General features: G+C 44.6%; 24 protein-coding genes. 11 read left to right on the forward strand and 13 right to left on the reverse strand.

Features of this window, described 5'->3' with window-relative positions; all coding sequences use genetic code 11:
* Positions 1-39: 39 nt before the first annotated feature.
* The 5 genes from SIO70_RS19430 to SIO70_RS19450 all read right to left on the reverse strand — a co-directional run bounded on the left by SIO70_RS19430 (position 40) and on the right by SIO70_RS19450 (position 5086).
* Positions 40-768: a LytTR family DNA-binding domain-containing protein gene (locus tag SIO70_RS19430; RefSeq protein WP_320573460.1), complete on the reverse strand. Its 729-nt coding sequence runs from the start codon at positions 766-768 to the stop codon at positions 40-42.
* Positions 765-1784, reverse strand: a complete 1020-nt coding sequence (locus SIO70_RS19435; RefSeq protein WP_320573462.1) for a sensor histidine kinase — start codon at positions 1782-1784, stop codon at positions 765-767. Before SIO70_RS19435 ends, SIO70_RS19430 begins: the two co-directional genes overlap by 4 nt.
* A 598-nt stretch (positions 1785-2382) precedes the next feature.
* The gene (locus SIO70_RS19440; protein ID WP_320573463.1) at positions 2383-3006 is read right to left on the reverse strand and encodes a hypothetical protein; all 624 of its coding nucleotides are present in this window, start codon (positions 3004-3006) and stop codon (positions 2383-2385) included.
* Positions 3007-3064: 58 nt separating this feature from the next.
* Entirely contained in the window at positions 3065-3937 is an 873-nt protein-coding gene (gene ygiD / locus SIO70_RS19445) for a 4,5-DOPA dioxygenase extradiol (protein ID WP_320573464.1), read from the reverse strand.
* Positions 3938-4504: 567 nt separating this feature from the next.
* Positions 4505-5086, reverse strand: a complete 582-nt coding sequence (locus SIO70_RS19450; RefSeq protein WP_320573465.1) for a Crp/Fnr family transcriptional regulator — start codon at positions 5084-5086, stop codon at positions 4505-4507.
* Between the two features lie 41 nt (positions 5087-5127).
* Here SIO70_RS19450 and SIO70_RS19455 point away from each other — a divergent pair, with 41 nt between their 5' ends.
* Entirely contained in the window at positions 5128-6525 is a 1398-nt protein-coding gene (locus SIO70_RS19455; protein ID WP_320573466.1) for a sialate O-acetylesterase, read from the forward strand.
* 182 nt (positions 6526-6707) lie between these two features.
* Here the strand turns inward: SIO70_RS19455 and SIO70_RS19460 are convergent, their stop codons facing one another.
* Positions 6708-7784, reverse strand: coding sequence for a metallophosphoesterase family protein (locus tag SIO70_RS19460; protein WP_320573467.1), 1077 nt, complete (start codon positions 7782-7784; stop codon positions 6708-6710).
* A gap of 253 nt (positions 7785-8037) precedes the next feature.
* Between SIO70_RS19460 and SIO70_RS19465 the strand changes: the two genes are divergently transcribed.
* The 3 genes from SIO70_RS19465 to SIO70_RS19475 are packed head-to-tail and all read left to right on the forward strand — an operon-like array spanning position 8038 to position 9483.
* Positions 8038-8433, forward strand: a complete 396-nt coding sequence (locus SIO70_RS19465) for a hypothetical protein (RefSeq protein WP_320573468.1) — start codon at positions 8038-8040, stop codon at positions 8431-8433.
* On the forward strand, positions 8430-9002 hold the full coding sequence (locus tag SIO70_RS19470; protein ID WP_320573469.1) for a hypothetical protein: 573 nt from the start codon (positions 8430-8432) through the stop codon (positions 9000-9002). Before SIO70_RS19465 ends, SIO70_RS19470 begins: the two co-directional genes overlap by 4 nt.
* Position 9003: 1 nt before the next feature.
* Positions 9004-9483, forward strand: a complete 480-nt coding sequence (locus tag SIO70_RS19475; protein WP_320573470.1) for a hypothetical protein — start codon at positions 9004-9006, stop codon at positions 9481-9483.
* 217 nt (positions 9484-9700) lie between these two features.
* Here the strand turns inward: SIO70_RS19475 and SIO70_RS19480 are convergent, their stop codons facing one another.
* From SIO70_RS19480 to SIO70_RS19510, 7 genes are read right to left on the reverse strand one after another with little or no spacing between them, the layout of a single operon-like run.
* A complete protein-coding gene (locus SIO70_RS19480; protein ID WP_320573471.1) occupies positions 9701-10819 on the reverse strand; it encodes an ABC transporter permease in 1119 nt (372 codons plus the stop codon).
* Complete coding sequence (locus tag SIO70_RS19485; protein ID WP_320573472.1) at positions 10816-11907, reverse strand: ABC transporter permease; 1092 nt, start codon at positions 11905-11907, stop codon at positions 10816-10818. Before SIO70_RS19485 ends, SIO70_RS19480 begins: the two co-directional genes overlap by 4 nt.
* Before the next feature lies 1 nt (position 11908).
* The gene (locus SIO70_RS19490) at positions 11909-12637 is read right to left on the reverse strand and encodes an ABC transporter ATP-binding protein (RefSeq protein ID WP_320573473.1); all 729 of its coding nucleotides are present in this window, start codon (positions 12635-12637) and stop codon (positions 11909-11911) included.
* Positions 12621-13523 carry an ABC transporter ATP-binding protein gene (locus tag SIO70_RS19495; protein ID WP_320573475.1) on the reverse strand — a complete coding sequence of 301 codons (903 nt, stop codon included), beginning with the start codon at positions 13521-13523 and terminating at the stop codon, positions 12621-12623. The genes SIO70_RS19490 and SIO70_RS19495 overlap by 17 nt, the downstream gene beginning before the upstream one ends.
* A 3-nt stretch (positions 13524-13526) precedes the next feature.
* Positions 13527-14408 (reverse strand): HlyD family secretion protein, encoded by an 882-nt coding sequence (locus tag SIO70_RS19500; protein WP_320573476.1) that lies wholly within the window; start codon positions 14406-14408, stop codon positions 13527-13529.
* Positions 14405-15640, reverse strand: coding sequence for a TolC family protein (locus SIO70_RS19505; RefSeq protein WP_320573477.1), 1236 nt, complete (start codon positions 15638-15640; stop codon positions 14405-14407). The genes SIO70_RS19500 and SIO70_RS19505 overlap by 4 nt, the downstream gene beginning before the upstream one ends.
* Before the next feature lie 54 nt (positions 15641-15694).
* Complete coding sequence (locus tag SIO70_RS19510) at positions 15695-16288, reverse strand: TetR/AcrR family transcriptional regulator (RefSeq protein ID WP_320573478.1); 594 nt, start codon at positions 16286-16288, stop codon at positions 15695-15697.
* Positions 16289-16538: 250 nt separating this feature from the next.
* Here SIO70_RS19510 and SIO70_RS19515 point away from each other — a divergent pair, with 250 nt between their 5' ends.
* From SIO70_RS19515 to bioA, 7 genes are all read left to right on the forward strand, one after another.
* Positions 16539-17528: a sensor histidine kinase gene (locus SIO70_RS19515; protein ID WP_320573479.1), complete on the forward strand. Its 990-nt coding sequence runs from the start codon at positions 16539-16541 to the stop codon at positions 17526-17528.
* A complete protein-coding gene (locus SIO70_RS19520) occupies positions 17509-18261 on the forward strand; it encodes a LytTR family DNA-binding domain-containing protein (protein ID WP_320573480.1) in 753 nt (250 codons plus the stop codon). Before SIO70_RS19515 ends, SIO70_RS19520 begins: the two co-directional genes overlap by 20 nt.
* Before the next feature lie 108 nt (positions 18262-18369).
* On the forward strand, positions 18370-19710 hold the full coding sequence (locus tag SIO70_RS19525; RefSeq protein WP_320573482.1) for a TolC family protein: 1341 nt from the start codon (positions 18370-18372) through the stop codon (positions 19708-19710).
* 8 nt (positions 19711-19718) lie between these two features.
* Positions 19719-20777 (forward strand): efflux RND transporter periplasmic adaptor subunit, encoded by a 1059-nt coding sequence (locus tag SIO70_RS19530; protein WP_320573484.1) that lies wholly within the window; start codon positions 19719-19721, stop codon positions 20775-20777.
* A gap of 12 nt (positions 20778-20789) precedes the next feature.
* Positions 20790-23906 carry an efflux RND transporter permease subunit gene (locus SIO70_RS19535; protein WP_320573486.1) on the forward strand — a complete coding sequence of 1039 codons (3117 nt, stop codon included), beginning with the start codon at positions 20790-20792 and terminating at the stop codon, positions 23904-23906.
* A complete protein-coding gene (locus SIO70_RS19540) occupies positions 23893-25107 on the forward strand; it encodes a hypothetical protein (RefSeq protein WP_320573488.1) in 1215 nt (404 codons plus the stop codon). Before SIO70_RS19535 ends, SIO70_RS19540 begins: the two co-directional genes overlap by 14 nt.
* A gap of 153 nt (positions 25108-25260) precedes the next feature.
* The gene (gene bioA, locus SIO70_RS19545) at positions 25261-26523 is read left to right on the forward strand and encodes an adenosylmethionine--8-amino-7-oxononanoate transaminase (protein WP_320573490.1); all 1263 of its coding nucleotides are present in this window, start codon (positions 25261-25263) and stop codon (positions 26521-26523) included.
* The last annotated feature ends 90 nt before the right edge of the window (positions 26524-26613 follow it).

The following is a 26613-nucleotide window of genomic DNA, read 5'->3' on the forward strand; positions in this document are numbered from 1 at the left end:
GTCGGAAACCGATAGGAAGGGATTAAAAATAGATGGGGGCTATACCCACTTACTCAGAAAATCCTGGAATACCACCTTATATTGTTCTGTAATAGGGATGGTCAATTGGTGAATTTGCACCGAAGTTTTGGTAGTAGCCCGCACTTTGTCAAGGTTAATGATATATGACCGGTGAAGGCGCAGGAACCGGGTAGGAGGGAGCTTGTCTTCCAGTGCTTTCAGACTGGTCAGGGTCATAAGTTGTTTGTCTTCATTATCGAGGTATACTTTTACATAGTCTTTTAATCCTTCAATGTACAGAATGTCATCCAGTAGTACTTTTACCAGCTGGTATTCCACTTTGAAATAGATATGCTGTTTTTCACTTACAACGACAGGGGCAGCTACTCCCATTCCAAAATACTCCAGGGCTTTTGTTACCGCTCTTGAAAAATCGGTATAACTAAATGGCTTTACGAGATAATCCAGTGCGGCTACTTTGTAACTCTCCAAAGCATATTTATCAAAGGCGGTTGTAAAGATCACGCGGGTATTCCGCCGCTGCTCTGATTGTGCAATGATCTTTGCCATGTCCATACCACTAAGGTCTGCCATGCGGATGTCGAGGAAGATCAATTGAATGTCTGGTTGTGAATGCAATACTTTCATGGCTTCTACTGCGCTGTTGCATTTGGCCGCCAGTTGCAATGAAGGTGTCATGGCAATATATTGCGTAATCATATCCAATGCTATGGGTTCATCATCTACCGCGATGCAGTTAAGTATCATGCGATGGCCAGTTTTAAGTGTATGCTGAATTCTTTGTTTGCTTTATTATCGTCTACAATCAGGGTATGCCGACCCGGATATAGCAGGTTGAGGCGGCGGCGTGTATTGGTTAGTCCGATACCGTTGCTTTCTTCCAGTTCACCCCCTCCGGAACCGAACGAGGAATTGCGGATTTCTATTGCTATTTGATTGTGGGTATGGGTGACGCTCATATAGATAAAGCTGGGGTATATACTACTGATTCCATGCTTATAAGCATTCTCTATAAAAGGGAGAATGATCATAGGTGCTATGGGCACATCCTCAATAAAAGCGGGTTTTTCAAAGATGATCTGTACATCAGGGGGCACCCGCAGGCGCATCAGCTTATTATAACTTTCTACAAATTCCAGCTCTTTTTCCAGTGTTGTATTTTCACTATTGTACAAGACATACCGCATCATATGAGAAAGTGTATAGATAGAATCTTTCGCCTTCGCGGTATCCTGGCCTGTTAGCCCGTAAATAGTGTGTAAAACATTAAAGAAGAAATGCGGGTTAATCTGTGTTTTCAGAAAGGCAAGCTCGCTACCGATCTTTTGGAGCTGGTCCTGCTGGATCTTTTGGGTAATAACGATGATCACCCCAATGCCGCAGACCAGTATTGTCATCAGCACAGCCCCCATATCGCCTGTAGGAGAGGTATTACCGGCGTTGCTGGCGGGAAGGTTCTTTTCTACGACTTCAGTAAAGCGGATGGCATTATCGATCCGGTTATTTAATATAGAGACCCCGAAGAGTACGGCCAATAGTACTAAAGCAAACAAGGTGCCTTTATTCCGGTATAATAATTTCGGTAGCAAGACTTTAATTACCAGGAAATAGGCGCCTGTCCAATAGAGAAACAAAGAAAACTGTTTGAGCCAGACCTCGATGGGAAATGTATGTGAAAGGGTATAAAAGGGCAGGAAGGTGAAGACTACCAACCCTAGCAGCACCATGAAATGGGCGGAGAGGAATATTTTCTGAATGGTCACTTTGAGCGTTCTATCTCTCTAAGTGACAAAAAAAAATCCAGAAATGCAAATAGTCGTTCAAATACCGGGAAACCTGCAGATCTACCCGGGAGGGATTCATTTTTGATAACGGTAGGTATGCAGATCTATAATTCGCTGTCGACTTATGGCTGTGCTGAAAATCGCTTATTCAATCCTATAATTCCTTGCCGACTTATGGCTGTGCTGACAATCGCTTATTCAATCCTATAATTCCTTGCCGACTTATGGCTGTGCTGCCAGCCACTTATTCAAATCCTATAATTCCTTGCCGACTTATGGCTGTGCTGACAATCGCTTATTCAAATCCTATAATTCCTTGCCGACTTATAGCTGTGCTGACAATCGCTTATTCAAATCCTATAATTCCTTGCCGACTTATAGCTGTGCTGACAATCGCTTATTCAATCCTATAATTCCTTGCCGACTTATGGCTGTGCTGACAATCGCTTATTCAATCCTATAATTCCTTGCCGACTTATGGCTGTGCTGCCAGCCACTTATTCAAATCCTATAATTCCCTGTCGACTTATAGCTGTGCTGACAATCGCTTATTCAAATCCTATAATTCCTTGCCGACTTATGGCTGTGCTGCCAGCCACTTATTCAAATCCTCCAGCACCTGCTGATTGATCTGGTGCCCCAATCCATACTCATGATAGCTCAGTTTCACCTGCATCCCCTCCAAAAACTCCTTCGCCTCTCTTGCATAATGAATTCCCAGCGTGCCATCTGCCGTACCATGCGATACAAACACCCGCAATTCAGGTGCCTGTTTCACCAAAAAGGGCTTTACTTCTTCCAGTATCCTGCTACTTAAAATAATAATCCCCTTTACCAGCTTTGGATCACTCAATCCTACCGTATAACTCATAATACCACCCTGGCTAAACCCACCTAAATACACTTCATCCAAATGGTACTTCGCCTTCATCTCTTCTACAAATTGCCTGATCAGTTCCCTGCTTTCCTTTTCCTGCTGTACATTATACACGGGCTTACCTGTAGAGAAGTCTACATTATACCATGCATATCTGCCACCGCCCATTGCAAAATGCCCCTGCGGACAAATCACATAATAATCCTTTGGTAAATAATCTACCAGGCTAAACAGGTCCTTTTCATTACTCCCCACACCATGCATGAGAATTAACGCTTTCTTCTTTTCTGTCTTTACTGTCGGCTCATGAATCAAATATTCCATGCTGTTCACTTGTTTTAAAAATGGCAAAAGGGCAATCAGATAGTAATACAAAGGCATATTATCCGAATTTTACGGAAGTCATGGTGAGAGAGCCACCTACCGCTTTATCGTTAAAGAAGCTGATATTATCCTTATTAGATTGCAGCCCCAGTGTATACATCAACGGGAGGTAGTGATCCGGTGTCGGAATTGCCAGTAAAGCACCTTTGCCCAGTTGTGTATAGTTGATCAGCGACTTGTGTTCACGGCTGCTAATGAGGTGTTTGAACTGGTTATTGATATCCAGTGCCCAGTCATACCCATATTCTTTATCATCCAGGCGATCCCATGCCACCATTCTCAGGTTGTGCACCAGGTTACCACTGCCGATGATCAGCACACCTTTCCTGCGCAGGGCATAGAGTTCTTTCGCCAGGTCGTAATGATATTGCGGTCCTTTGGAATAGTCTATACTCAATTGCAGCACCGGGATGTTTGCCTTGGGATACATATGTCTGACCACCGTCCAGGTACCATGATCCAGTCCCCAGTCGTGATCGAGGGAGGCGTGAATCAGGAAAGCCGTTTCTCTGGCGAGGTCCGGACTACCGGGAGCCGGATATTGCACGGCGAAGAGTTCCTTCGGGAACCCGCCAAAATCGTGGATGGTTTTAGGATGCTCCATGGCAGTGATCTTCGTACCCTGGGTATACCAGTGGGCGGAGATCACCAATACGGCTTTGGGAGTTGGGATTTCTTTACCCATCTGTGTCCATCTTCTGCTAAACTCAGTGTCTTCAATACCGTTCATAGGAGAACCGTGTCCGATGAATAAAATGGGCATCAGGTGGTCGTCTTCCTGTAATGAATCTGTGAAGTTTCTGAATGCTGATAGCGTTGTCATACCAAATACTCCTGTTAATATCGATTTAATGAATTGATTACGTTTCATGTTATACAAAAGTACCACATGAAGGAGGTTGGTCCCAATGATTTGGATCAAGAAATTACTTATGCTGGGAAATACGGCTTTTGATGCAGAAAGTGAATAGCCACCAGGGATGCTAAAAATCATATATGCTGGGAAATGCGGCTTTTGATGCAGTAGGTGAATAGCCACCAGGAATGCTAAAAATCATTTATGCTGGGAAATACGGCTTTTGATGCAGAAAGTGAATAGCCACCAGGGATGCTAAAAATCATATATGCTGGGAAATGCGGCTTTTGATGCAGTAGGTGAATAGCCACCAGGGATGCTAAAAATCATATATGCTGGGAAATGCGGCTTTTGATGCAGTAGGTGAATAGCCACCAGGAATGCTAAAAATCATTTATGCTGGGAAATACGGCTTTTGATGCAGAAAGTGAATAGCCACCAGGAATGCTAAAAATCATATATGCTGGGAAATGCGGCTTTTGATGCAGTAGGTGAATAGCCACCAGGAATGCTAAAAATCATTTATGCTGGGAAATACGGCTTTTGATGCAGAAAGTGAATAGCCACCAGGAATGCTAAAAATCATTTATGCTGGGAAATGCGACTTTTGATGCGGCTGAGGGTTTCGGGGGTCAATCCCAGGTAAGAAGCGATCATATGTTGCGGTACCCGTTGTACGATATTCGGGTATACATTTACAAAGGCCTTGTACTGCTCATCCGGCGAAAGACTGATCATATCCCGGGTCCTTTTTTGCAGGGCGATATACGCTTCGGTGATGAGTATACGGTTATAGGTCTCATACTTAGGCATTTTCAGTAGCAATTCTTCGTGAGCAGGGCGGCTGATAAGGCATAATTCACAGTCTTCCAGCGCCTCAATATTCTGGGTAGCAGGTTCTTCCCTGAGAAAACTACACAGATCTCCCAGTGACCATCCTTCCAGCGCAAAAGCCGTAATGTGCTCATGGCCTTCCAGATCCGTCACATAAGTCCTGAGCGTACCTTTTTCGACCAGGGCAATATAGCGGCAAATGTCTCCTTCCTGCAGGAAAATCTGGCGTTTCCGCAGGGTTTTAAGGGTCAGATGTGATACTATTTCTGCTTCTTCCTGCGGGGTGAGGGGCACTTTTTCATTGACTTTGCTGAGAAATACTTCGTACATGATCGCAAATTATATAAATTCCCAGTCTAAATGAATTTACAATGTTTAGGTCTTTAATAATTCCACTGGTGTTTGTAGCCTGTTTTTCAAATACCTATGCTACCTTAAAACCCGTAAGCCTGTTCACCGATCATATGGTGCTGCAAAAAGGAGTCGTTGTTCCTGTATGGGGCACAGCTGATGATGGGGCACTGGTTACGGTACGGTTCAATGGTCAGTCCGTTTCCGCAATGACGATTCAGGGCAAATGGATGGTGAGTTTGCAGCCATTGCCTTATGTTTCATCAGGTCAGGAAATGACGATTTACAGTGGTGTGGATACTGTTCACATCCAGGATGTGCTGGTCGGTGAAGTATGGCTGTGCAGCGGCCAGTCCAATATGGAACGCCAGCTGGGTCCACGCCCGCCACAGCAGCCGATCTATAACTGGGAGCAGGAGCGGGATGCCGCTAATTATCCCCTGATCAGGGAGTATTATGTACCCCTGAAATATTCGAAAGAAACGATTTCGGATGTCAATAATCACTGGACGGTATGTAGTCCGCAGACAGTGAGCGACTTCACGGCTGTAGGATATTTCTTTGCAAAGAACCTCTATGCAAAAATGCAGGTGCCGGTAGGGATCATTTTCTCTGCCTTTGGCGGTACGCCGGCAGAAGACTGGACCAGTGTGGCCGCGCTGGAAGCCAATCCGAAACTGAAAGAAATGGTTGAAAATTATGCAAAAACCATCTCCGGTGCCGGATGGAAACCACAGGGACAATGCATGGGAGGTTTGTTTAATGGAATGATCTACCCATTGCTGCCTTATGCCATCAAAGGAGTGGCCTGGTACCAGGGGGAGTCAAATAGTGACCGCGCGGAGCAATACCCGGAAATTTTAACGACGATGATCAGGAATTGGAGGACGGAATTTAAACAGCCCGAATTACCTTTTTTAATCGTCCAGATTGCCCCGCATAAGGGTATGAGGCCTGAGATCAGAGAAGCGCAGTTTTTGGTGGTTAAAAATGTCAATAAAACAGCTTTGATAGTGACCACTGACTGCGGAGACTCCGCCGATATTCATCCCCCTCATAAACAACCTGTCGGAGAGCGGCTAGCCATTGCAGCAGGTGGCCTGGTATATGGTGTAAAAGGGGAGTATAGCGGACCTGTGTTTGAGAAATCCAGCCAGGGGAAAGATGAGATAACAGTTAGTTTTTCTCATGTAGGGAAAGGATTAGTGGCGAAGGGAGGAAAGCTGACGGGTTTTGAGATCAGCAATGGAGAGGGCTATTTCCCTGCGGAGGCAGTTATTCATGGGAATAAGATAACGCTGACGAGTGAGCACGTACCCCATCCTACATTGGTGCGGTATGGATGGAGTAATGTACCGGTGGTAAATTTGTACAACCAGGAGGGATTACCGGCTTCGCCTTTCAGGAATAAATTTTAGCAATAAAATAGGGATGTATCATAAGTAACAGGAAGGCCATGAGAATTGCATGTACGAAAATTCTCTCCATCTGGTACCCGAATAAAAGGGCCCGTCTCGAAGTTTTGAGACGGGCCTATTTTAATTCGGATTACCTGCTGGAGGTAATCCATTAAGTAATATTAAAAAGGTTTATTATTGATTCAACTTATTATTTCAAACTGATCTTCCATTGTAACAGTTCCATCATCCGCTACTGAATAATAATTTCCTTTCATCACCAGCTGCGCGCCTGTTTTTTCAATACTAAACCGTAGAAACCCATGCTGATGATCGCAATAATTCTCCAGGGTAACACCTTCAAAAAGGGGCAGCTTATTCGTAAACCTTGTATCGGACAATTCTGCTATCGGATGTAATTCATCATACCCGCCACCACCGGCTACCACAAAGCAAACAGAACGCCCGCTATTATATTTTTTTACCAATCGCTGGTAATTATGTACGTGTCCGCTAAACACGATATCCGGGCGCACACCTGTCTCTTCAAAGATCTCTTCCAGCAAAGTGATCATAGGAATACTGGATCCGTGATTAATATCTGCAGAATAAGGTGCATGGTGAATACAAAGTACAAGGGCTTTGCCCGGGCGCTCTGCATCTGCATTACGTAGTTCAGCTTTCAGCCATTCCTGTTGTTCAGGCGTAACAATACCGAATTTTGGCACATTGCTATGCATGCCGATGATGTTCGCCAAAGGCGTTTTGAGTGTCCAGTATACATTTGGCTGGATCATGCTTTTCCGCGCTATACCATTGCTGAATGGTACTGTATTGGGTGCCGTATCACAAAACACTTGCACAAAAGGCTCCAGGCTATGATAAGGTGGTGCCGCCGGATTCACATCACTGTCATGGTTACCTGCTATAGCAAATATGGGTGCCGGATAGTTTTGAAACGGACCAAAGAATTGCCTGTAATATTGACTGGCTTCACCATGGTTATATACCACATCGCCCAGGTGAAATAAAAATTGTGGAGGATTGTCCTGTTCAAATTGCGCCTGCATGGCCGTAATCACTTTCCGCTGAAAATCAATGCTTCTGATACTGCCTGTATCACCCGCCAGGTGAAAAGTCATTTTCTGTGTATTGATGTCCGGAATCACCTGCGCTATATCAAGATGGTATGGGAAAGGCCCTGTTGGGGCTGGCAAAGGCTGAAATTTATACGAATCGTCTGGCTGATCTCTCTTCTGAACTGGTGTGCTATATTTCATGTCACAAAGATAATTAATAATCTACCGGGTAGGTTTAAGGAAATATTATAAATTTAGGTTCGAAAAATCTAAGACACCATGAACGCGCTGTTAGTAATGGACATCCAAAATGCTGTTATTAAGCGGCAGGTAAGGATTATCGTTTCACAGTGCTGGCTGATTGTTGTATTGGCCGGGATCCGGCATTGCATGATGTATTGGTTGAAAAAGTATTCCCCTTCCAGGCGGAAGTGATCACTGTAAATGAATTCTGATGGCGATATTTCTCGAAGGCAAATCCAAATGTCCGATCTGTGGCAAGGTGATTATTGCTGCAGAGGCTTATTTGTTCCCTCCATTTGTGAGTAACAGGAAGGAACCACTGGATTTTTTTAATGATAAAGTATTTCACAAAAGTTGCCTGCTAACCCACCCATTGGCAGAAAAGGCGATTCAATTTACAAAAGTACCGATGCCGTTTGTTTGTAAGTTAACAGAGGAGCCTATTTGGCCAGGGGAAGAGATATTTGGATTTGGATTAGTGACCTCCGATGAAAACTCTCCCGCGTATGCGTTGAATTTCGCTTACATCAAAAAGGAAGCATTTTATAAATGGGAGCAGCGGGATGCTGTACTGGCAGAATTAAAAAGATTAGAAATAAACCTATGAAACTAAGTAGTTTTTTTCCTTTACTAATTTTGCTGGCAGGCTGCCATTCACAGGGGCCACAGGTGAAAGATGATGTAGTAAAAGATACGGTCAATACCGACACTGTAACAATGCCCCGGGGCCATGATGATTTCGAGGCAGGCAACAGGGTATTTGATAATTTCAGGGATAGTGTGGCACAACAGATGGAAATCACCAATAAGCAGCGATCCTTTTATCTGAAGGATGATACCACCGGACCTTACAGACCACTGAAAGGTCATGAACTGCGGCGATTGGGAAACATGTACTTAATGATCATTAACTTTGAATATGGGTCGTATAAATTGTATACACTGGACAGCGCTTCTTATACCCTGTTAGATCATTCTATTATTGGTTATAATTCTGATGCAGACGGAGGTTATGGCGGTAGTAGCTGTGATTATGAATTCGTCAATGATTCCACCATAGAGGTTGTTGAAAAAGATTTTCCTCCGGAGAAAAGTAAACAACCCGAACAGTTAGTGCGTACTACATTTACCATTTCAGGTACAGGAAAAATCACTGAGACACATAATAACCAATAACATGAAACCTCGTCAATTTTACCCTTTATTATTACTGTTAGCTGCCTGTAAACCATTTGGACCTCACGACACCAGTGCCGCCTTCCGGGATAGTGTCGCTGCAAAGTTACCCCTATCCAATAGCCAGGTACATGATTATCTGAAAGAAGATACGACCGCTCCTGGTATGAATTTTACCGGGTTGGAAGTACGTAAATCAGGAAAGTATTGTGCGGTGTTTGTACACCACCATATTGGTACATACAAAATGTATATTATTGATACCACTACCAGTATCCTCACTGATAGCCAGATCATTTGCGATAACAGGGGTAGTGATAGGGATAGTATGTATTCCCGGGGTAATTACCAGGTGGTAAATGACACAACCGTCCAGGTGGTTCAGTATTATTATGGCACGGAAAATAAAAAGACGGAAGTACATAAAGCATTCACCATTTCCGGCAAGGGAAAAATTACGGTGACAAGTGATAATGGTTAATTGTGGAAATTCGTAACTGTATATGTTAAGGATGAAAGCAATTTTGCTCCTATCTGGCTTTATAACGGGGCTGTTATACCCTAACGGCCCCCCACCTTATCCCGCTTATTTCGAGGGCAATGTATTCCTGCCAGCAGGAAGCCGGGTATTATAAAATAATAGCCCGCCTAATGCAACACTTTCCCCGGTATCACGGCTCCACGCTTTTCGGATCCTTTTAATTCGTCTTTCTATAATTCAATACCGCCCACGTATTCAATATAAAAGCAAAAATCAATATTACTCCCAGTTTAGGTAGTACATCCCGGATACCACTGCCTTTCAATACGATCATACGCATCACTTCTATCAGGTAACTCACCGGGTTAAACTTTGTCACTACCTGTGCCCAGTCAGGCATACTATCAATAGAAGTAAACAAACCACCCATCAAAATAAAGATCATTACAAAGAAGAACATAATGAACATCGCCTGCTGCTGCGTGTCACAATACGTTGATACCAGCAGGCCAAAACCTAATACTGCCAATAGGTATACCCATATAAAACCATAGAGTAAGAAGATATTCCCCAATGGCACAATTCCATATGCTACTCTTGCTACAATCAAACCCAGTGTGAATACGACATTGCCCAATACCCAGAATGGAATCAGCTTTCCCAGTATGAAATGATGTTTCTTAATAGGGGTTACATTGATCTGCTCTATCGTACCTACTTCTTTTTCCTTTACTATATTCAATGCTGTGAGGAAACCACCAATCATTGTGACCAGTATTGCCAGTATACCTGGCACCATAAATAAATGATAATCCAGGTGAGGATTGAACCAGTTAGACGAAGCAATTTCCACCATGGGCTGTGACTGAAAACGAGCTGGTGCTACCAGTTGTAGCCGGATGTCATTATTTTCATCCCTGATCACACTATTCAGGTATACGCTGCCCAGACTGGCTTTGGTGCCATTGATGGCGTTGACTGCTACAAACAACTGCTCACTGTTCTCCCTGACCAGATTTTTCTCAAAGTTATGCGGTATCTCCAGCAACAGATCTGCTTTATCCTCCTCAATTAAATGCAGGGCTTCTTTATAAGAAAACACATACCCCGTTAATCTGAAATATCCTGAAGCCGTGATTTTGCTGATCAGTTTCTGCGAATAAGAAGAATGGTCATTGTCAATGATCGCCAGATTAATATTCTTTACCTCATAATTCGCGGCCAGCGGCAGGATAAACAACTGCATCACCGGCATCACCAGCACCATCACAAGGATAGAACGGTTACGAAAGATCTGCCTGAATTCCTTTTGTAATAAAAACCGGATCGTTCTCATGATAACCTGATTTTGAAACTTTTAAAACTCACGAATAATAAAACTACTGTAATACCTGCCAGTATCATTGTTTCTTTCCACACGGCAGAGAATCCCAGCCCCTTGATCATAATCGCTTTCACGATATTATAATACCACTTAGAAGGCACGATATTGCTGATCAGCTGCAAGGGGAGTGGCATGTTCTCTACGGGGAACATAAACCCGCTAAAGAGGATCGTAGGCAGCATCATACCCATCAGTGATATCAGCATCGCTACCTGCTGCGAACTTGTTTTTACTGAGATGAAGATCCCCAGCGTCAGACAGGTAATAATAAATAAGGTGCTTTCTGCAAATAATAGTGGGATACTCCCATTGATGGGTAGTTTCAACACAAAGGTGCTGAGGAGTAAAATAGTGGTAACGTTGATCAATGAAAGCAGCAGGTACGGAATGGCCTTGGATATAATGACCATCAGCGGACTAAAAGGCGATACCAGCAGTACCTCCATCGTACCTGTTTCCTTCTCGCGCACAATGGACACCGCCGTCATCATCACACATACCAGCATCAGTACGAGGGACATGACCCCCGGTACAAAGTTCGGCGCACCTTTCAATTGCGGATTATACAAATACCTGATCTGGGGACTTATCTGGAAAGGCTCCTGTGCCGCCATATAATCCTGTATGATCGAAGTAATATAACTGGTCAGCGTAGTGGCTGTATTCGGGTCAGCCCCATCAGCAATGATCTGGATCTGTGCATGGTGTGTATGCAACAGGTCATTATTAAATCCCTGTGGGAAGATCACTGCCAGTCTGATATCGCCTTTTTTGAACGCCGCTTCAATTCCTGCATGATCCATCACCGCATAGGCAATATCAAAATACCGGCTGGCTTCAATTTTACTGATCAGTTGTTGCGAAGCTACATCCTGTGCCTGATCATAGATTACAATCTTCGCATTCCGGACTTCATTCGTCAGGGCAAAGCCAAAGATCAGGATCTGTACGATCGGTAAGCCAAATAGGATCAGAAGGGTTTTCCTGTCTCTCAGTACATGAGCAAATTCTTTCCTGATAAAAGTATACAACTGTTTCATATCATTCGCTGCGTTTTGCACTGCGGGCCAGTGCGTAAAAGACTTCATCCATGCTGGAAGCATGGTATGTATTCTTCAGATTATGTGGCGTATCCAAGGCTTTAATACGACCATCCACCATAATAGAAATACGGTTACAATACTCTGCTTCGTCCATGTAGTGGGTGGTCACGAATACTGTTACGCCGCTGTCTGCCGCATCATAAATCAGGTTCCAGAATTGCCTGCGGGTAATAGGATCCACACCGCCAGTAGGTTCATCCAGGAATACGATCTTCGGTTCGTGCAATACAGCTATAGAAAAAGAGAGTTTTTGTTTCCAGCCGAGTGGGAGGGAACCCACTAGTTTCTTCGCTTCTTTTTCAAGGTCTAAGTCATGGATCAGTTGCTGACTCTTGGTTTTAAGTTGTTGATTGCTCAAACCATAAATACCACCAAAGAAGCGGATATTCTCAGTTACGGTGAGGTCTTCATATAAGGAAAACTTCTGACTCATGTACCCGATGTTCTTTTTGATCTGTTCCGTTTGTTTGTAGACATCAAAACCCGCGATGGTCGCACTGCCGGAACTTGGTATGGATAGTCCGCAGAGCATGCGCATAGCGGTTGTTTTGCCTGCACCATTGGCGCCCAGGAATCCGAAGATCTCGCCTTTGGCTACTTCAAAAGTGATTTCATTTGTTGCAATGAAATCGCCGAAGCGCTTGGTTAGTTTATCTGTTTTGATCATCTTTCAATAGTTTAATAAAACAGTCTTCAATAGTTACTGGCGTAGGTTTTATCTCTATTCCTGTAAAGTCCTGTGCAGTTAGCTCCTGTTGCAGATCGCCTTCAAAAGTTACATGCGCATATTCTCCAAATGCATAACTGTCTTTCACAAGCGAAGATGCCTGCAGGGCTTTGAGCAACCGGTGCATCTGGTCCGCTTTCACTGCATATAATTTGTCGGCAAATGCCTGCACGATGTCTGATGGTGTATCAATAGACAATATCTTTCCATCCTGTATCAAGGCAATTCTATCACATAGATCTGCTTCATCCATATAAGGTGTAGACACAATGATGGTGATGTCCTGTTTTTTCAATTGCCGCAACATCTCCCAGAATTCTTTTCTTGATACGGGATCGACACCCGTTGTCGGTTCATCTAAAAACAGCACCGATGGCCGGTGGATGAGCGCACAACACAATGCCAGCTTTTGTTTCATTCCACCGGATAGTTTTCCTGCCCGCCTTTTTTTGAAAGGCTCAATCTGAACATAGATGTCTTTTATCAAATCATAATTTTCGGCTATGGTGGTATTAAACACCGTTGCGAAGAAATTCAGGTTCTCTTCCACGGTCAGGTCCTGGTACAGCGAAAACTTCCCGGGCATATATCCCGCCCGTTTGCGGATCGCTTTATAATCGCGCACCACATCAAAACCATCTACCGTAGCACTCCCGCCATCTGGTAGTAACAAGGTGGTCAATACCCGGAAGATACTCGTCTTGCCCGCGCCATCAGGGCCGATCAGGCCAAATAGCTCACCTTTCTGTACAGCGAAGCACACATCATCCACGGCCGTTTTATCCTGGTACACCTTACGCAGGTGGTTGACGATTACAGCATCCATAAGTTATAATTTTATCTCACCGTACATCCCTATTTTCAGATATCCGTCATTATTCACGCGCACTTTGATCGCATATACGAGGTTGGCTCTTTCATCTTTTGTCTGAATCGTCTTAGGGGTGAACTCCGCTTTATTACTGATCCATTCGATGGTGCCTGTTTGGTCCTTCATGTTATCCACCAATACTTTCACCTGTTGGCCAGGTTTTACAAGCGACAGCTGATTGCCCGTCAGGTAGGCTCTTAAGATGATGGTATTCAAAGCAGCAATTTTGTACACGGCTTTGCCGGGACTTGTTACTTCGCCTGCTTCTGCATACTTGGTAAGGACAGTGCCGTCAATAGGATTCGTTAGTCTGCATTTATCCAGCTGATCATCTATCTGTTGGATCTGTGCCTGTAAAGGGGCTGCCTGATCTTTGAGGTTGGTCGTCGTAATACCGAGAGAAGACTGTGTAGCGGCGATCTGTTTTTTCACAATTGCTACCTGTGAAACTGCATCATCCAGTTGTTTGCGGGTCGCAGCATCTGCTTTGAGTAAATTCTCTGTACGATCTCTTTCCCTTTCTGCCTGTCTCAGTTGTTCCTGCAAAGCGGCCGTTTGTGCAGCGATATCCGGACGGCCGCTCAGTACTGCACTGATCTGTGCCTGTAATTGTTTCTTTTTCAGTATGAGTTGAATGCTGTCGATATAACCCACTACCTGACCGGCTTTCAGCACTTGTCCCTCTTCAACATCCAGTGATTTGATATTGCCGGATGCCTCTGCAGAGACAATCGTTTCCACAGCTTCGAAAGTTCCGGATGCGTCGTATGCCGCTTCTTTATTATTACAAGCAGAGAGGGTAGCGGCGACGAGTATGAGTATGATTAGATGCTTTTTCATAGATTACCTGTAGTAGTTTGTTGATTATATTGGGAGAGTAGCCATTGCATTTCATGCATGGACTTATTTTGCCTGGCCAGATTTTCGTCATTTACTTCTTTCAGAAAGTCATTGCCGGTGATCACGCCATTCTCCAATTGGGCGATGGCAGCAGTTTTGACCTGTGCACGCAATTTGATAATTGCATCGTCGGAGGTCATTAATTGCTGGTATTTGTTCACAGCAGCAGATTCCTGTTGTACAGTCATAGCTGTGTTAAATAAGAAGGTTTCTTTTTGTACGGCTATTTCCTGCTGGTTCACTACGATCTGCGCTCTCTTTTTCTTCAGGGTGTAAAAGGTAGAAGGAGACCAGCTCAGGCGAATACCTCCGAGATAGTATGCCTTGAAACTATTGTCCAGCATATTCAATCCCGGCCGGCCATATCCCCCCTGAATATAGAAGCCGACCTTGGGCCGGGTACTTACGGTCAATAACTGATCCTGTAGCCGCAAAGATCTCTGTTGCGCATCAAAGGATAATAATTCCGGGCGATGAATGCTATCGGAGAGAGATAGAGCGGCTGGTTTCTCCAACGAGGTTACCGGGGCGCCAATAAACAAAGAAAGCATTTTGGCATAAGCCTCTCGACTACTGGCAATTTCAATATTATGTTGCCGGGTAGCCAGAATTTCTGCATTGATCAGGTCTGCATTACTCCGAAAAGCTGTCCCATTATCCAGCGCTGCCTGCGTTTTCTTCAACCCCAGTTGCAGATCTGCCAGCATCAGGTCATTTTGTTTCAGCTGTTCATCTGCCAGCAGAATCCCAAAATACAGCTGGTTAATTCTGTCTTTGAGCGCATACAGATCTGCCTGCAACTGTTGCCGTGACACGACCTCATTACTCTTTTGCAGCTCCTGGTGTTTCGCAATTTCACCCCCATCATAGATCACCTGGTCCAGTTGCGCCGTGGCCTTATACTGGTCCTTATTCATAACCGGGATGTTCACTCCCGGTATGCTGATCGGTATCTGCGTCACCGCAGATTGGTAAGTGGCCTGTGCATTCATAGATAACTGCGGCAGGTATCCCTTTTTCAGGTTGTCAATCGTGTACGCTGCCGATTTGCTGATCAGGTCATATCTTTTCGTCAGCGGATAATGCTGTTCCGCCAGCCGGTGGCATTCCGGCAAGGTGAGTTGCCCCCTGGCAGACAACGAAAAAAGTAGAAGCAGGACGTAGTATTTCATATTTAAACATATTATTTAATCAAATGATTAAGGCGTGGGCAAAAAAAATGCAGCTTATTCAAGCATGCATTTCAGCCAGATAGGAATCAGCTTCTTACGTTCCTCCATGAGCTGATCATACTGTTCGTCGGTGACCGCTGCGGTTCCCTGCAAGATGGGCCGGGCGGCAAACGGAAAGATCAGCATGCCCAAAAACGACATCAGAAAATGTATGGGATTGATATCTTTCTTTTTCTCCTGTAACTGCTGCATAAAGTGGGACCCGATTACATAGGCATCTACATTCAGCGTCTCCCGCAGCCAGACAGGGTTTTGCCTCAATTCACTCAGCACAAATAAAGGCAGGTCCGGATTCAGAAAAAGCATATTGATATAGCTGGTGGCGATATTAGTGATCTTCTCATCCAGCGATTTACTTTTATCATTCAGCGTCGGCGCCAGTATGCCAAACAGCTTTTTCAGGTTTTCAGCCATCACAATTGAAAACAGCTTCTCCTTACTACGGAAGTAATAATTCAACAGGGCCAGGTTCATCCCGGCCTCTTCTGCGATGTCCCGGGTCTTGGTAGCGGCATACCCTTTTTTGGTAAAAATAGTCCTGGCGGCGGCTTTGATCTTTTCTTCCGTTGAAATGCTCTTCTCTTCCATAATTGTACAAAGGTAAAGTTAAAATATTGATTTAAACAAATGATTAAAGTTATAAAGGGGAGGAATTTTACAGAATAGAGCAGGTTATTTGATTTTCTTCAGCTTCGGCAGGCTTTGTCCATTTCATATCTCCTCCCTGTCCATTTCAAGTCCCATTATGCGCATTTTAACCCCTTAATTTCCCCATGATTTTATTTTGTGTGTACATTTGCAGATGTCACACTCATACCAGTTAAAATGGTGTTTCATCATGATTTTCATCCTCGCCGGCGGAACAATCCTGATGCGACTAAAGGATTTTAGCTTCCTCAATCTCCGGACGTTCCTGGAGTACTTTTCCATGATTACCGTTACTATATTTGCCTGCTGGATGGTACATGGGTATCTCAGGTTACACGAGCCCAAAGGAGTCAGTAAACAACTCCGTCCTATTGTCCGCATAGCAGCCGCCATGCTGGTGGCATTTTCTCTGAATTACCTTTCAGTAATTATAATTCCAAGCAGGTTTTTATTTCAGGACATGGTATTTCATCATACCTATGCCGATTTTCTACGCATCATCATCAGTGCATTTTTTGTCAGTATGTTTTGTCACATCGTATGGAGCTCGCTGGCTGCCAACATTATGCTGCAAAAAGCACAACTTGAAAATGAGCACCTTAAACAGGCACACCTCCGTGCACAGTTGCTGTCCTTACAACAACAGATCAGTCCTCATTTCCTGTTCAATTCTCTCAGTACGCTCAAGCACATCGCTCATGATAAGGGTACCAAAGACTTTGTTGTACAGCTATCCCATGTATATCGTTACCTGCTGAACATCAATGAACACCAGATCACCAAGCTCGCTGATGAACTGAACTTTATCGACTCTTATTTATACATTCTCTACCAGCGTTTCGAAGGCGATCTGAAAGTACAGATCAATATTCCGGAGCAGTATCACAATTACCTGATACCTCCTTTATCCATTCAGCTCTTAATCGAAAATGCCATTAAGCACAATGCGCTCTCCCCGGAAACACCTTTGCTGATAGAGATCTTTATTGAAAATGAAACAGTCACCGTCAAAAATATCCGCCAGCCGAAAAAATACCCCGTGGAGAGTACTAAATTAGGTTTGCAGAATATCAACGATCGCTTCCTGTTATTGTTCGATAAGCAAATTACCGTCGACAACACCGACGAAAGTTTTACTGTACATTTACCAGTCATTAGCCATGAACGTTATTATCATTGAAGACGAGCGTAAAACAGCCAGAGAATTACAGGACATCCTTACCAGTATCGACAGCGAAATCCGCGTGCTGCAGGTGTTACCCTCTGTAGTGGCTGCCATCAGTTGGTTCAGGGAAAACCCTGCACCTGACCTGATATTCTCTGATATTCAACTGGGAGATGGACTCTGTTTTGAAATCTATCGGGAAGTACCGGTGAATGCGCCAATCATTTTCTGCACCGCCTTTGATCAATACGCTATCCAGGCTTTTGAATCCAATAGTATAGACTATCTGCTAAAACCACTGGAAGAAGCCCTGGTAGAAAGAAGTCTGAAGAAATTTCATCGTATCAGAGACCATTACAATACCTACCAGCAAAGCCTGACAAAGGCTATGACCCAGATGGAAAACGCCTACCGCAATACCATCCTCGTACATTACCGGGAGAAAATGGTGCCCGTCAAGGTAGCCGATCTTGCCTATATACATGCTGCCAATGGCGTTGTAACCCTCCATACCCGCAACGATCAGGATTACACGATCCAGTACACTATCGACCAACTGGAGAACATGCTGAACCGCAATGACTTCTTCCGGGCCAACCGCCAATTTATAATACACAGGGAAAGTATCACAGATATCGAACATTACTTTAACCGGAGATTGATAATCAAGACGATCTGTAAAACCCCGGAAAAGATTATCGTGAGCCGCCTGAAGGCGCAGGACTTTTTACGCTGGGTAGAACAGTGACACTTCATTTCCCTTTTTGCTCACTTCATTTCCCTATTTGCGCTTTTCATTCATATTTAAATAAATGACGCAATTGTAGTCGGTAGTTTTGTCTCATTGCATACTTATATGAGAAAGAAAAAACTACTTATTGCAGTGTTATTACTGATCAGTGGCGCCTCTTATGCCCAGAACAACTGGACACTTAAGAGCTGCATTGAATACGGTTTGAAAAACCACCGTAGCAATGTTGTGTATGCCAATGATAAAAAAGCTGCAGATGCCAAAGCCCGCGAAGCACTGGCTGCTTACCTGCCCAGTGTCAGTATCTCCGGCTCTATCGACGACAACCTGAAAGTACAGGAAACCGTAATTCCTGCCGGTATATTCGGCGACCATGATCTTCGTGTTGCATTTACCAAAAAATTCAATACCAATCCTGTAGCACAACTCGATCAAACCATTTTCGATCAGTCGCTGCTCACCGGGCTCAAGGCGAATAAATATAACAGGGAATCTGCCGACCTGAATGTGCAGCAGAATAACGAGACCATTATATACAATATCAGCAATGCCTTTGCTCAGATTTTCGTGTATAGGGAACAGTTGTCTCTCCTGCATACCAACCTGGATACCTACCACGAACAGATGGACATCACCAGTCTGCAGGTAAACAAAGGTACTGTATTGCAGAAGGAACTGGACAAAGTAACGGTTGACTACAACAATACCGTATCTAAAATACATGTTGCAGAAAGTAACCTTACTTTATCCTACAACCAGCTCAAATATGAAATGGGATTTCCGCTCACTGATACCATCACGGTAGACAGTACGGAAGCTGCCAAAGCCTTTAATAGCCTGGCTATCGCTGCGCCCGATGCGAATACCTTTTCAGCTGCGAACCGCCTGGATTTCCGTATCTCACAGGTCAATGAGAAAATGCTGGCCATTGATGAGCAGCGCCTTCGCAATGGGATCTATCCAAGACTCACCGCATATGCCCGTTATGGTGCAATTGGTTATGGCGATAACCTGAATGAGTCTTTCAAATCACTGGCTACTTACTCCGCCATAGGTATCAAACTCAGTATTCCTATTCTCGATTTCTACAAGCGCAATGCGCAATCGGCACAGGCAAAGTACAAACACCTGAATGCAATCGAACAATTAAAAATAGACGAAGGTAAATACGCACTGGAATACCAGAACGCCCGCACCAAAGTAATGCAGGAGCAGGGCAATATGGACAATAACCGGCGCAATATAGAACTGGCGCAATCTGTGTTCACCACTACCAATCTGCAATACCAGAAAGGTACCACGGACATGACCGATTGGCTCAATGCCCAGAACTCACTGAAAGAAGCACAGAACAATTACCTGAGCTCCATATATAATTTCTTCCTTGCCCGTATCGATCTCGAAAAAGCGGGTGGATCACTCAAGACTTTTTACCTGGCTCTATAAATAGCAATATGAAAACGAAGTACATCGTAAGTTTAGTCGTTATCCTGATCATCGGATTGATCGTTTACAAACTGGCTGTCAATAAGAAAAAGCTGAACGAAAAAAATAAGCAGGCGCCTGTGACCCTGGTACAGATACCGGTAAAGGTAGCCGTAGCCAGGGAACAGTTGCTCGAAATCAATATCATAAAGACCGGTAACATTGCACCGTTCAAAGAAGCAAAGGCCGTAGCCATGAGTGGCGGTACCCTTACACAGGTGCGCTTTGAACTGGGTGATCAGGTAAAACAGGAACAGGTACTCGCTATTACGGATACACGACAGGCACAGCTGGAACTGCAAAAAGCAGAAACAGATGCCGCCAAGCTCCGTAATGACCTCGATACCTACACCGAACTTCTGAAAGGCAAAGCCGCCACACAGGAGAAGTTAAATGAAATCAAAAACAACTACCAGACTGCCCTGAACCAGGTAGACCAGGTGCGGAAGAAACTCGCGGATGCCGTGATCAAAGCGCCTACCAGTGGTATCATCAGCGCTAAACCGGTAGAACAGGGGGTATTTGTAAATGCAGGTACGGAGATCGCTACTATCGTGAACCTGAACAAAGCAAAAGTACAGGTGAACCTGACAGAAGCAGAAGTTTACAAAGTAACAAACGGGCAGAAAGTTAAGATCACCTCTGATGTGTATCCCGGTAAGGAATTCTTTGGTACTATAAGTTTTATCAGCCCGCAGGCCGATCAGACACACAACTACCTGGTGGAAATTATGACGGACAATACCACACAGTCCATTCTCCGCTCCGGTACATTCGTATATGCTGACTTTTCTAAGAAGACACAGGAACAATTACTGGTGATCCCGAGAGAAGCCCTGACAGAGAGCGTGAAGAACGCTTCTGTATATGTAGTGAAGAATAATGTAGTACATCAGCAGCTCATCCGGACCGGTACTGAAATGGGCGGTTTGATGCAGGTGATCAGTGGTTTGCAGGCAGGTGACTCTGTCGTTACTTCCGGTCAGATCAACCTGAAAGATGGTACTCCAGTCAGTGTGTCAAAATAAAAAAGCGCCCTCATGTCAATAGCAGAAATTGCCGTAAAACGGCCTCTATTAATACTTGTAATATTTACGGTGCTGATACTTTTCGGACTGGAATGTTATCATAGCCTGAATTATAACCTGCTGCCCAAGATGGAAGTGCCGACTGTTACAGTGAGCACAGTCTATGCAGGTGCTTCCGCTTCTGAAGTGGAAACATCCGTGACAAAGAAACTGGAAGATGCCTTTGCTTCGGTAGAAGGGTTGGACAAGATCACCTCCAAATCACAGGAAGGGGTATCACAGGTAGTCATTACCTTCAAGAGTGGTACCAACATTGACCGGGCAGAAGCAGATATCCAGCGTAAAGCAGATCAGGCACAGAATGACCTGCCAAAGGATATCGATAAACCTTTGGTAAATAAAGTAAACCTGGAAGAAGCCCCTGTGGTGAAGGCCGGTGTTACTTCTACACTCGCTCCCCGCGCATTGTATGACTTAGTCGATAAGCAACTGCGCCCCATCTTACAGAACGTATCCGGTGTAGGGCAGGTAAACATCATCGGTGGTGATGAACGTGAGATACAGGTAAACGTAGATCAGGGTAAACTCAATGCCTACGGTATCACCATCACACAGGTGACGGATGCTGTGAACAATGCGAACCAGTCATTCCCTGCAGGTAGTATCGAGACACGGGACCAGCAGGTGACCATCCAGTACGATGCGAACGTGACTTCAGTGTCACAGATCCGTGAGCTGATCGTGGTACAACGTCCGGGTGGCGGCAGCGTATATTTAAAAGATGTAGCTGAAGTAGTGGATGCTACAGCCAAAGCGACGGCTATCAATCACATCAATGGGCTACCTTCTATTGGTATACAGATCGTGAAGCAATCAGATGCGAATGCAGTGAATGTAAGCCGTGATGTAAAGAAAGCATTTACCAATCTTGAACAACAGTATAAAGACAGCAAAGTAAAATTCACGATATCCTCAGACCAGTCTACCTACACCCTTCGCTCTGCGGATGCTGTAATGGAAGACCTGGTGCTGGCAGTGATCATTGTAGGGGTTGTGATGCTGGCTTTCCTGCATAGCTTCCGTAGTTCTATGTTTGTGATGGTGGCATTGCCATCTTCCATGATCCCTACATTTATCGCCATGTACCTGCTGGGCTTCTCGCTGAACCTGATGACGCTGATGGCGCTTTCGCTGGTGGTAGGTATCCTGGTGGATGACTCCATTGTGGTGCTGGAAAACATTTACCGTCACCTGGAAGCAGGAACGGACCGAAAACAGGCAGCCCTGGATGGTCGTAATGAAATTGGCTTTACAGCCATGGCGATCACACTGGTGGATGTGGTGGTGTTCCTGCCACTGGCTATGTCCGGTGGGATCATCGGTATGATCTTAAGAGAGTTTTCATTAGTAGTGGTGATATCTACGTTAATGAGCCTGTTCGTATCCTTCACGGTAACGCCTATGTTAGCAAGCCGTTTCGGCAGATTGGAACACCTTACTAAAGATACCTGGTGGGGTAGACTCAACCTGGGATTCGAACATATCATTGATGTGGTGAAAGAGAATTATGGTAAATTATTGAAGGTTGCACTGCATAAAAAACGGTACTTGTTATCCGGTGTGATCGTTCTGATTATAGGTTCTATAATGCTGGTTGTCAATGGATTTGTGGGCGCTGCTTTTATTCCTTCAGGAGACCAGGGCGAGCTGATGATCAACCTGGAATTGGCTCCGGATGCGTCTATTTACCAGACAAATATGCTGACCCAACAAGTGGAGAAACACATACTGGCCAGACCGGAAGTAGACAAGGTTTTTTCCAGTATCGGTTTCCTGACAGGTGGTGTGGCCGGGACAGGTAATAACAGTAACAAGGCGGAGCTGACAGTGACGCTTGTAGATGCAAAGAAACGAAACATGACAGCGGAGGAATTCGGTATCATGATACAGCGTGAGTTGACTGCCAGCGTACCTGGTGCGAAAGTAACGGCATCACCGACTTCTATCACTGGCAATGCCAGCACAGCCCCTATCCAGATTGCAGTGAAAGGGGTGAACCTGAAAGACGTGCGGAGTGTGGCGGAGCAATACATGAAGATTACAGCGGGTGTGCCGGGTACACAGTTCGTACAGCTCTCAGTAAAAGATCCGAAGCCACAGATAGAGGTGAAACTGGATAGAGAGAAAATGACGTTGTTAGGGCTCAATGCCAGCCAGGTTGGGGGTGCATTGCAGAATGCATTCAGTGGAAACGATAAGAGCAAATTCAAGCAATCAGGCAATGAATACGATATTCTTGTAAGCCTGGATCGCTTTAACAGATCAGATATCAATAATGTAAGAAATCTTTCATTTACGAATAATGATGGGCAAACATTTGTGCTGAGTCAGTTTGCCGAAGTAATAGAAGGAATAGGTGAAAGCGTACTGGAACGCAGCGACCGGCTCAATTCTATCACGGTGAATGCAAACGTGGCTGGCAGACCAACAGGTACGGTGGCTACAGAGATCAAAGAAAAAGTAGCCAGCGTAAAATTGCCCGAAGGTGTGTCAATAGAATACCTTGGTGATGTAAAGAACCAGGGAGATGCTTTTGGTAGCCTGGGACTGGCATTGATCACAGCGATCCTGCTGGTATACCTGATCATGGTGGCGCTGTATGAAAGTGTGATCTATCCATTTGTAGTATTGTTCTCAATTCCGGTGGCATTGATCGGCGCACTGCTGGCACTGGCCCTGAGTATGGAGACGCTGAATATCTTCTCTATTATTGGTATGATTATGTTGTTAGGTCTTGTGTCAAAGAATGCGATCCTGATCGTGGACTTTACCAATCATTTAAAAGAGAAGGGTGCTAAAGTAGAAGATGCGCTGGTAGAAGCGGGAGAGGAGCGTCTGCGCCCGATCCTGATGACGACACTGGCTATGATTCTTGGTATGTTGCCGATTGCGATGGCCACGGGAGCGGGTTCTGAGGTCAAGAACGGAATGGCGTGGGTGATTATTGGTGGTTTGACCAGTTCTATGATCCTGACGTTGTTTGTAGTACCAGCGATGTACCTGATCATTGATAAACTGAAAATGCGTTTACAAAAGAAAAAACAACCCGCGTACCATGAAGCTCATTAGTAGTACATTGTTCTGTGCACTGGTGTTCCCGATAGGAGCAAGTGCGCAGGACTCGCTGGCACGAAATGCAAAAGTTCAGGACTCGCGTGTACGCATTGCAAATGCGCAGGACTCGCTGGCACGAAATGCAAAAGTTCAGGACTCGCGTGTACGCATTGCAAGTGCGCAGGACTCATCCGCACGCATTGCAAAGGCACAGGACTCATCTGCACGCGCTGCAAAAGTTCAGGACTCGCTTGCACGCATTGCAAGATCGCAGGACACACTCACGCGCTTTGCAAAAGTACAGGATTCACTTGCGAAGGTCCAATTGAAAAAGGCCTATATCGTAGATCTCCTGCTTAAAAGTCCTGGCATGCGCCCTGCAATGATCTCTACGACGTTCATCAGCAGGGGGCAAATGGAAGGAAACTTAAAAGGGAAGAACATATTGAGTGGAGATTTTGGGCAGCAACGTACAGAAGCACTGCTAAATCTACCGGTGAAGAATTGGGGGAAGAGTGGTATGGTGACGGCAACAATCCTCTATGCGCATACTAATTATCAGCTTTCTGATATAAAGGGCCTGGATATTACGGAATCTTCATTATCCAAAAATACTGTAGGCCTGACCACCACCTATCGCAGAGTAGACTCCCTGTTTGGGCGTATGTTTATTTCATCTGCCAGTGTGGTCCTTTTAACAGGTGATGGTGGCGGTATTAATAAGTATGCGGTGATGGGGAATGGAATGGTATTGCTGAAACAAACGGCGCAGACGACATTGATGGTAGGTTTACAATTGATCATTGATCCAACTAACATTGCACCGGTCATTCCGTTGCTTGTTTATCAGAAGCGATTACCCAATGGGGTTGATCTGAATATCACGATCCCACAGCAATTGACATTGCGGAAGACCCTGAGTAAAAATTGCTGGGCGAGTTTCGGTACGATCTTATCCTCCTCTGTATCCTTCTTCAATTATAGCTCACCTAATATACCGCGAAATGCGAATTTCAGCACACTGGATCTGAAGACAGGGCCGGGATTGGAATACAAACTGGGTAAGTTATTGCTGGCAGGAGTGAGTGCAGGTTTATGGACGCCGGTGATGTACAGACAGTATGGTCGGTGGGAGAAGTCGAGTCGTTATTTCCTTGATGGCAAAGTAGATACGACGCCCTATATTAATTTGAATTTATCATTAATACCTTTTTGATAGTTACAAAATGTGTAACGCAGTTGTAGGTTTAAGCAATGAGCCCGGTAGTCATACCGGGCTCCGTTTTTTTATTTGTGTGTGAGAGAATGAATCAATGAAATAAAATTTCATACATATTCCGGAAACTTATAAAACATTACATTTGTGCCCATGAAATTATGGTATCCTTACAGGCAGATGAAGGATCTGGGGCAGGTGCCCGTAATGGTGGCGGGAAAAGGCACGGCGATGATACTGGAAGATGGACGCAGATTGACGGATGGAATTTCTTCGTGGTGGGCGGTGATCCATGGGTATAATCATCCTGACATTAATAATGCACTGATAGAACAGATCAATAGTTTTTCGCATGTCATGCTGGGTGGGTTGTCGCATCCGCCTGCATTGGCATTGGCAGATAAGTTGGTGGAGATTACACCCGCGGGATTAAATCATGTGTTTTATTCTGATAGCGGTTCTGTTGGTGTGGAAGTGGCCTTGAAAATGGCATTGCAGTATTGGAAAAATACGGGGCATGTAGGGAAACATAAAATCATCTCGCTGAAGAACGGCTATCATGGCGATACATTTAAGGCGATGGAAGTGGGGGATGATTCTGATTTCTCTAATGCATTTGTGGATGTATTGCACAGGGGATATTTTTTAGATACACCTGCAGGTGGGTTTGATGCAGATGCAGCAACTATTCAACAAGAAGCTTCGAAACTGGAAGATCTTTTGAAAATACATGCACCTGAAATTGCCTGTTTTATACTTGAACCTATTGTACAGTGTGCCGGTGGATTTAGAATTTACTCTCCTTTATATTTGAAAGCTGCGAGAGCGTTATGCGATCAATATAATATACTCTTAGTGCTGGATGAAGTCGCTACCGGTTTTGGCCGTACAGGCAAACTATTCGCAGCAGATCATGCTGGTATTACCCCTGATATTATGATCATAGGAAAAGCGCTGACAGCAGGGTATATGGGACATGCAGCTACATTGGCAACTACCCGTATTTTTAATGGGTTTTTAGGTGATTCTTATGATAAGGCACTGATGCATGGGCCTACATTTATGGGGAACCCGCTGGCGACTACCGTGGCTTTAAAAAGCATAGAGATTATTGAAAAAGACCATTATTTAGAACGCATTGCAGCGATAAATGCAGTTATCCGCAATGAATTTGAGAAAATTGAATCACCTGCAATTGCTGATAAAAGAATAGTAGGAGCCATTGGTGCGATTGAACTGAAAGAAGACAGCATGATGGCCGGCTTTCGCGACTACGCTATGGCAAATGGGGCATGGCTGAGACCTATTGGTAAAGTCATGTATGTAATGCCTGCTTATATTATTACAGATGATGAATTGCGTAAACTGATCTGGATCATGCGCGACTGGATCAGTCATATTTATGCAAACGGCTAAGAGTTTCTCTTGATACCCCCAGGTAATACCTTATTCATAAAAAATCGGTGCTGGATGCATCAGGTTATTATCAAGGAAGTTGTCCGTAAC

Source organism: Chitinophaga sancti (assembly GCF_034087045.1).
GTDB classification, from domain to species: domain Bacteria; phylum Bacteroidota; class Bacteroidia; order Chitinophagales; family Chitinophagaceae; genus Chitinophaga; species Chitinophaga sancti_B.